6 protein-coding genes and 1 pseudogene are annotated in these 6691 nt (G+C 46.9%); 5 read left to right on the top strand and 2 right to left on the bottom strand.

Annotation, left to right across the window (positions count from 1 at the left end; genetic code table 11):
• A pseudogene (locus WB308_RS11030) lies at positions 1 to 253 on the bottom strand (flagellin); the annotation flags it as partial.
• Positions 254 to 493: 240 nt separating this feature from the next.
• On the opposite strand from WB308_RS11030, the gene topA reads away from it, so the two are divergent.
• From topA to WB308_RS11050, 4 genes are all read left to right on the top strand, one after another.
• Positions 494 to 2713, top strand: coding sequence for a type I DNA topoisomerase (gene topA, locus WB308_RS11035; protein ID WP_424191468.1), 2220 nt, complete (start codon positions 494 to 496; stop codon positions 2711 to 2713).
• A gap of 75 nt (positions 2714 to 2788) precedes the next feature.
• Positions 2789 to 3304 carry a metallophosphoesterase family protein gene (locus WB308_RS11040; protein WP_424191470.1) on the top strand — a complete coding sequence of 172 codons (516 nt, stop codon included), beginning with the start codon at positions 2789 to 2791 and terminating at the stop codon, positions 3302 to 3304.
• Between the two features lie 82 nt (positions 3305 to 3386).
• Positions 3387 to 4238, top strand: a complete 852-nt coding sequence (locus WB308_RS11045) for a biotin synthase (RefSeq protein ID WP_424191472.1) — start codon at positions 3387 to 3389, stop codon at positions 4236 to 4238.
• Between the two features lie 41 nt (positions 4239 to 4279).
• Positions 4280 to 4633: an AMMECR1 domain-containing protein gene (locus tag WB308_RS11050; protein ID WP_424191474.1), complete on the top strand. Its 354-nt coding sequence runs from the start codon at positions 4280 to 4282 to the stop codon at positions 4631 to 4633.
• Between the two features lie 125 nt (positions 4634 to 4758).
• Here the strand turns inward: WB308_RS11050 and WB308_RS11055 are convergent, their stop codons facing one another.
• Entirely contained in the window at positions 4759 to 5706 is a 948-nt protein-coding gene (locus tag WB308_RS11055) for an NAD(P)-binding domain-containing protein (protein WP_424191476.1), read from the bottom strand.
• 204 nt (positions 5707 to 5910) lie between these two features.
• On the opposite strand from WB308_RS11055, the gene WB308_RS11060 reads away from it, so the two are divergent.
• On the top strand, positions 5911 to 6691 hold a 781-nt coding region (locus tag WB308_RS11060; protein WP_424191478.1), incomplete at its 3' end, for an outer membrane protein.

The following is a 6691-nucleotide window of genomic DNA, read 5'->3' on the forward strand; positions in this document are numbered from 1 at the left end:
GTACATCCATTGCTTTGTCCGCAATCTGAACGATCCCGATCGCGTCATTCGCATTGGCAACAGCCTGTCCTAGTGAACTTGCCTGTGAACGTAAACTGTCAGCAATCGCCATCCCAGAAGCATCATCCGACGCGCTGTTGATACGAAGACCGCTTGATAGTTTAGACAATGAACTGTCCATACTGCGATTGTTGATCGTAGCATTGGCATGTGCATTCATCGCACCAATGTTTGTGTTAATTCTGAAACCCATGATAAATCCTTTTATCGAAGAGACAAAGCTCTTAAGTTAATTCAGCATCCTTGCTGTTACCAACTATATCGGAGAATAAAAAAGAAACTTTAACAGTTTTGCAACTTTTTTTGTTACACTTTCGAAAATACATTAATTATAGTACGGCAAAGGAGCAAAGCCCCTTTACCTACGCTAGCCGCTTAGGCTACTAAAGCTTGCCTCTTCCGAGGCAGAAAATAAACGTTTAGGATTTGCTTTTTGAAACTTATCATCGTAGAGTCTCCGGCCAAAGCCAAGACCATCAAAAACTTTCTCTCCAAAGATTACGAAGTCATCGCTTCCAAAGGGCATATTCGGGATCTTCCGAAAAACCGTTTCGGAATTAAAATCGACAACGAAACCCTGATCCCCGAATACCGTATCAGCGAAGACAGTACCGCTACCGTCAAGCAAATCCAGGAGCTGGCAAAAAAAAGCGATACCATCTACATCGCGACCGATGAAGACCGTGAGGGAGAAGCCATCGGCTGGCATATCGCCCACGCAATTGATAAAGATCCTGAATCACTCCCCCGTATCGTTTTCCATGAGATCACGAAAAATGCGATTATTCACGCATTAGAGACTCCGCGCGTTATCGATATGGACCGTGTCAATGCTCAGCAGGCGCGACGTCTGCTCGACCGGATCGTAGGGTATAAACTCTCTCCCCTGCTGGCCAGCAAAATCCAAAAAGGGCTCTCTGCAGGCCGTGTCCAATCCTCAACGCTAAAAATCGTCGTCGACCGTGAGCGCGAAATCCGCGCCTTCGTCCCCGAAGAGTACTGGACTATCGACACCCTGTTCAAAACGGATATCGAAGCAACCCTCGTCCATTTTGAAAATGAAAAAATCGATAAGCTCACGATCAAAACCGCTGATGAGGCCAAGCGGATCGTAGAAACGCTCAAAGCAGAACATTTTACCGTCGGTGAAATCGAGACCAAAGAGCGCAAATCTTCCACCCCTCCGCCGTTTATGACATCAACCCTCCAGCAAACCGCCAGCTCGCAGCTCGGATTCTCTCCGAAAAAGACCATGATGGTTGCACAGGCATTGTACGAGGGGGTTAAAACACCTGACGGCACGAGCGGGGTTATCACCTACATGCGTACCGATTCTCTAAACCTTGCCGCTGAAGCGGTCGAAGCGGCGAGAGAAGTGATCTTGAGCCGTTACGGCAAAGCGTATCTTCCCGAAAACGCCAAGGTCTATACCAAAAAATCCAAAGGGGCTCAAGAGGCGCATGAAGCGATCCGTCCGACCATGCTTGCTTTCACCCCTGAAGTGGCGGCAACGTACCTTAAACCCGATGAGATCAAACTCTATCGTTTGATCTACAACCGCTTTTTGGCATGCCAAATGAACGATGCCCGTTTTGAACAGCAAAGCATCACCTTTGAATCTCCAAAAGCACAGTATCGTGCTACCGGGCGCAAACTCTTGTTTGACGGATTTTACCGTGTAACCGGAAGCGATGACAAAGATAAGCTCCTCCCTTCCTTGACGACAGGGGATTCCATCGAGATCCAAACGATCACCCCCGAACAGCACTTTACTGAGCCGCCGGCACGATACTCCGAGGCGAGCCTCATCAAAAAACTCGAATCCGAAGGGATCGGTCGTCCATCGACGTATGCTCCAACCATCAGTACCCTTCAGGCCCGCAATTACATTGAGGTAGAAAAACGGCAGATTGTCCCGACCGAAATCGCGTTTACCGTTACCGAGATGCTGGAAACCCATTTCCAAGAGATCGTCGATGCCTCATTTACCGCAACGATGGAAGAGACCCTCGATGAGATTTCTGAGAGCGGTAAGTCGTGGCATAAAATTTTGCTCGATTTTTATTATCCGTTTATCGAAAAAATCGATGCGGGAAAAACCAATATCGTCAGTCTTAAAATGGCGAAACCCCTCGGACGCAACTGCCCTCAGTGCGGCAGCGAACTCCTGCTCCGTTCCGGACGTTTCGGTGAGTTTATCGCGTGCAGCGGCTTTCCGAAGTGTAAATACACCGAACAAACCGAAGAAAACCAGAAAGAGAACCCAGCCACTCCCGATGAAGTAAGCGAAGAGGTGTGCGACAAATGCGGCAGTGCGATGGTGGTTAAAAACGGGCGTAACGGAAAGTTCTTAGCGTGCAGCGGCTATCCGAAATGCAAAAACACCAAAACCCTCGCCGAGCAAAAAACCTCCGAGATTCCGTGTCCTGAATGCGGCGGAAAACTGTTATGGCGTCAATCACGCCGAGGTGCCTTTTGGGGATGTGAACATTACCCTAAATGTAAATTTATTTCCAAATTTGAGCCAAGTGACAAAAAATGTGAGGTTGAAGGGTGCGGCGGAGCTTTAGCACCGCGAACCTACCGTAACAAAGAGGTCTATGAGTGTGTCAAGTGCAAAGACCGCACACCGCGAGAAGAGAGTGGCGAATAAAATGGATCGCCGTGCTGCGCTCGTGATGAGTGTCATTGCGAGGAGTAAAACGACGAAGCAATCCAAGGATGTTTTATGAAAATCGGGCTTTTGTCTGATACCCACTCTAAAAAAGGGCGCTCGCAAAAAGTCATCGATCATCTCGTCGCGAACGGTGCGGAATTTTTGATTCACGGCGGGGATATCGTCAAACCCGAAATCCTCGAACAGCTGAAAAACAGCGGTCTTCGTTATGTCGCCGTATACGGTAATAACGATGCTGCACTGATCGAGTATCATACCAAGTACAATCTTGTCCAAGAGCCTCACTATTTTAAACTCGGCGGCGCCACTTTCAAACTGATGCATCTCCCCTTTTATATGAATGCGGATGCCGAAGTGGTCATTTTCGGCCATACCCATGTTTTTGAGTGTGATTTTAAAAACCGTACCCTTTTCCTCAACCCGGGAGAAGCGTGCGCCAGAGAAAAACCGTTCTCCAGTGGAGCGATGCTGGAGATCACCGACACCATGTTTCGCGTCACCCATTATTCCCGCCCGGTCGGGAGCGATACGTTTGATGAGCGTCACTACACCTTTGAAAGGGCGTAAATAATTTACCGTCATTCCCGCGAAGGCGGGAATCCAGCTGGATTATCGGATCAAGTCCGATAATGACGAAATAAGGATACTAATGACTAAGAAAATATTTCTTTGCTCCATTTGCAATATTAACAGCGGAACTTGCAATGAAGATTGCAAATTTTGCTCCCAAAGCGTCAAATACAAAGCCGATATCGAGCGCTATAAACAAAAACCGATGGATCAAATACTCGAAGAAGCACGACGGCTTGAAGCGCTCGGAGCCTTGGGATTTTGTCTCGTTACCGCCCAAAAAGGGCTGGATGATAAAACGCTCGAGTTTGTCTGTAATGTTGCCTCTACGCTCAAACGCGAAGTCCCCCGTTTACGTCTCATCGCCTGTAACGGCACTGCATCCTTGGAACAACTAAATGAGCTTAAACGCTCCGGAATAAGTGCGTATAACCATAATCTTGAAACCAGCCGGGCGTTTTATCCCGAAGTCTGTACAACCCACCCGTGGGATGAGCGGTATGAGACCTGCGAAAACGTCAACCGCTCCGGACTCAAACTGATCAGCGGCGGAATATTTGGGATGGGAGAGACACAGGAAGATCGCGTCAGTATGCTCTATTCCCTTAAAGAGCTGGATCCCGTCTCGGTTCCGCTCAACTTTTATCACCACAATCCGGCATTGCCGCTGAGCCCGAGTCCGCTCACGATCGATGAATCTCTCAATCTCATCACCCTTGCCCGCCAAATCCTTGATAAAGCCGATCGGATCATGATTGCCGGGGGAAGGGAAATCACCTTTAAAGAGCGTCAGCATGAGATTTTCGAAGCGGGTGCCAACAGCATTGTTATCGGTAACTACCTTACGACTGCCGGACGCGAAGCCCATACGGATCTCATGATGCTGAAGAATCTCGGATTTGAAATTGCTGCGACACCTGAAGATAAGTAAGTTATAATAACGGCATAAACGACACAGATAAGGAGGGTTGGATGTCACAATCGGTATTATTAACCATTGCCCGAGCCTCTATCGAAGAGGTACTTCAAGCGCAAACCTCTATCGACCGCATCGAACTCCTCGAAAACTACCCCGTTCTATCTCAACCGATGGAGTGTGAAATCACCCTCTATCTGGATAATCAACTTCGCGGCTCCGCACGAACAACATCACTGAGCCGTCCGCTCCTCGAAGAGATCATCCATAATGCCAAAATTGCCGCTTTTCAAGATGAGCAATTTGATCCTCTCGTCACCTCCGAATATCTCCATACGACGATCAAACTTACCCTTTTCACCCCCGATGGTGCGTTAAGCCATCAGAGTGAACCGATACTAAAAGGGTAATCCCATACCGTAAGCTTTTTCCCCGTCATCCTCGGGCTTGACCCGGGGATCCATCCCCCATAAAATAAAGCTAGATTTACCCGCAGGGGGCACAATGCCCGCCTACGTGGGAATGACGAATACTTTTACAACGATTGTATGTAATTAGCAATCGCAAAACCGTGATTAAGCCCAAGCGCGATGGAACCACCCGACTCTTGGGTAATATCTCCGGCAACAAAAAGGCCTGGAATATTGGTTTGATAATTTTCATCATGGACCGGTTTGCCGTCTTCTTCGCGGATACCGCTGCTTTGCAAAAAGCCGCTGGGCGTTGTACCTCCAATCGCATACACAATCCGGTCAAACAGTTCCCACGTACCGTCGCTAAACACCACTTTAACTTTTCCGCTCTCGCTTTCAATCTCGGTAATTTCAGTATTTAGAAGCGCTCTCACCGCTCCATTCCCGATAACCCGTTCGATATCGCCTTGGTTGGTCGGGTTGGCACGACGGAACGTTCCGCGACGATAGCAAATGCTCACCTCATTTTTCTCACACAAATCAACCGCATACTCAATCGCCGAATCGCCGCCGCCGACTACCATAACTTTTTCCCCTTTGCTGCAGCCGTCTAAGGTAAAGTGGACTTGATTTTTAATCGAAGGGGGAATTTTGTAATCGGGCTTGTTGGGTTTTCCCATTCGGCCGATCGTTACCACAACGTATGCGGCTTTAATGCTGCCGCCGGCAATAAATATCTCAAAGCCGTTCTCGATTTTTATTATTTTTTGTACTTCCGTGTGGGTTCGAAGTTCCACAACTTCATTATCCAAAAGCTGGTCAAAAAAATCCAGGGTGCTCTCTTTGGTTCCGTCCATAAAATAAATAGTTCCGTCGAGCTCGACTTTTTGCCCTTTCCAATCTTTGTCTACCCGTTTGTTGTCTTTGTAAAACTTTCGGATCGTGGCATTGTGATTTTCATCTTTTTCGAGAAGCACAATATCACGCATTCCCAACGCATAACTCTCAATCGCTGTCGCTATCCCCGCTGGTCCCGCACCGATTATCGCTAATTGATAACTATGTTCCATCCACGCTCCTAGATTTTCTAATATAAATACTCTATCACAAAGAGGGATAAAATACGATTTATAGTGCCGTTCTTAAATGGACAACCAATCGTATACACTCACTTTAAATAATACCTCATAAATTAATTCACATTTATTACCATAATTTAATTATAACTATACGATACTATGTTTAATTATCAAACAGATAAGAAGGAGATTAAAATGAAAAAATTCACGCTGTCCGTATTACTTGCAGCTACATTGGTTAGCGCAAGTGATTTTAACTACGAAGTAACTCCTGTTGCCGGATATCTTTGGAATAAAGCGTATAACGATGATACGGGAGAAATGGGTGGGATCCAAAATCATACCATTTTTGGTCTTGAAGCGCAATTTAATAAGCTTGAATTTGCTGGTATTAAACCAGAGGTTAGTTTGCTTTATGGCGAAGACAGAATTACTGGAAGACCGGAATCCCACATCTTCACAGGGATGGTAAATGGTGTTTATGACATTGAGACTATTACCGCCGTTAAACCTTTTGTAAAAGCTGGTCTCGGATATGAAGCTGAAAAAGGAGCCCTTGATTCAGACTATAACGGATTCCTTGCTGACGTTGGCCTTGGAACAAAAATTGAGCTAACTGAGCGCATCGCTCTTAAATTAGAAGGGATATACTGGTTTAAAGTAAATCATGGAGACAGCGGTACTAGTGAGGGTTCAATCCATAATGTTGCAGCATTAGCCGGTTTGACATTTAACTTTGATAAAAAAGCAACTCCGGCTGTCGTTCCTGCACCAGAACCGAAAGCAGCACCTGCACCAGAACCTAAAGTAGAACCTGCACCGGAGCCTAAACCTGTACCTGTGCCTGTAATTTGCCCTGCTCCGGTTGACAGTGATCATGACGGTGTTTTCGATCCGCAAGACAAATGTCCCGATACCCCGACAGGCTTTAAAGTTGATGTGGATGGTTGTCCTTTAAGCGCAACACTGCGTTTGC

Origin of the sequence: Sulfuricurvum sp., assembly GCF_049587615.1 — a bacterium.
Classification (GTDB): Bacteria; Campylobacterota; Campylobacteria; order Campylobacterales; family Sulfurimonadaceae; genus Sulfuricurvum.

What these genes read in the sequence shown, in the direction of transcription:
- WB308_RS11040 (WP_424191470.1), top strand. Translation starts at nt 2,789, where the DNA reads ATGAAAATCGGGCTTTTGTCTGATACCCACTCTAAAAAAGGGCGCTCG.
- WB308_RS11045 (WP_424191472.1), top strand. Translation starts at nt 3,387, where the DNA reads ATGACTAAGAAAATATTTCTTTGCTCCATTTGCAATATTAACAGCGGA.
- WB308_RS11050 (WP_424191474.1), top strand. Translation starts at nt 4,280, where the DNA reads ATGTCACAATCGGTATTATTAACCATTGCCCGAGCCTCTATCGAAGAG.
- WB308_RS11055 (WP_424191476.1), bottom strand. Translation starts at nt 5,706, where the DNA reads ATGGAACATAGTTATCAATTAGCGATAATCGGTGCGGGACCAGCGGGG.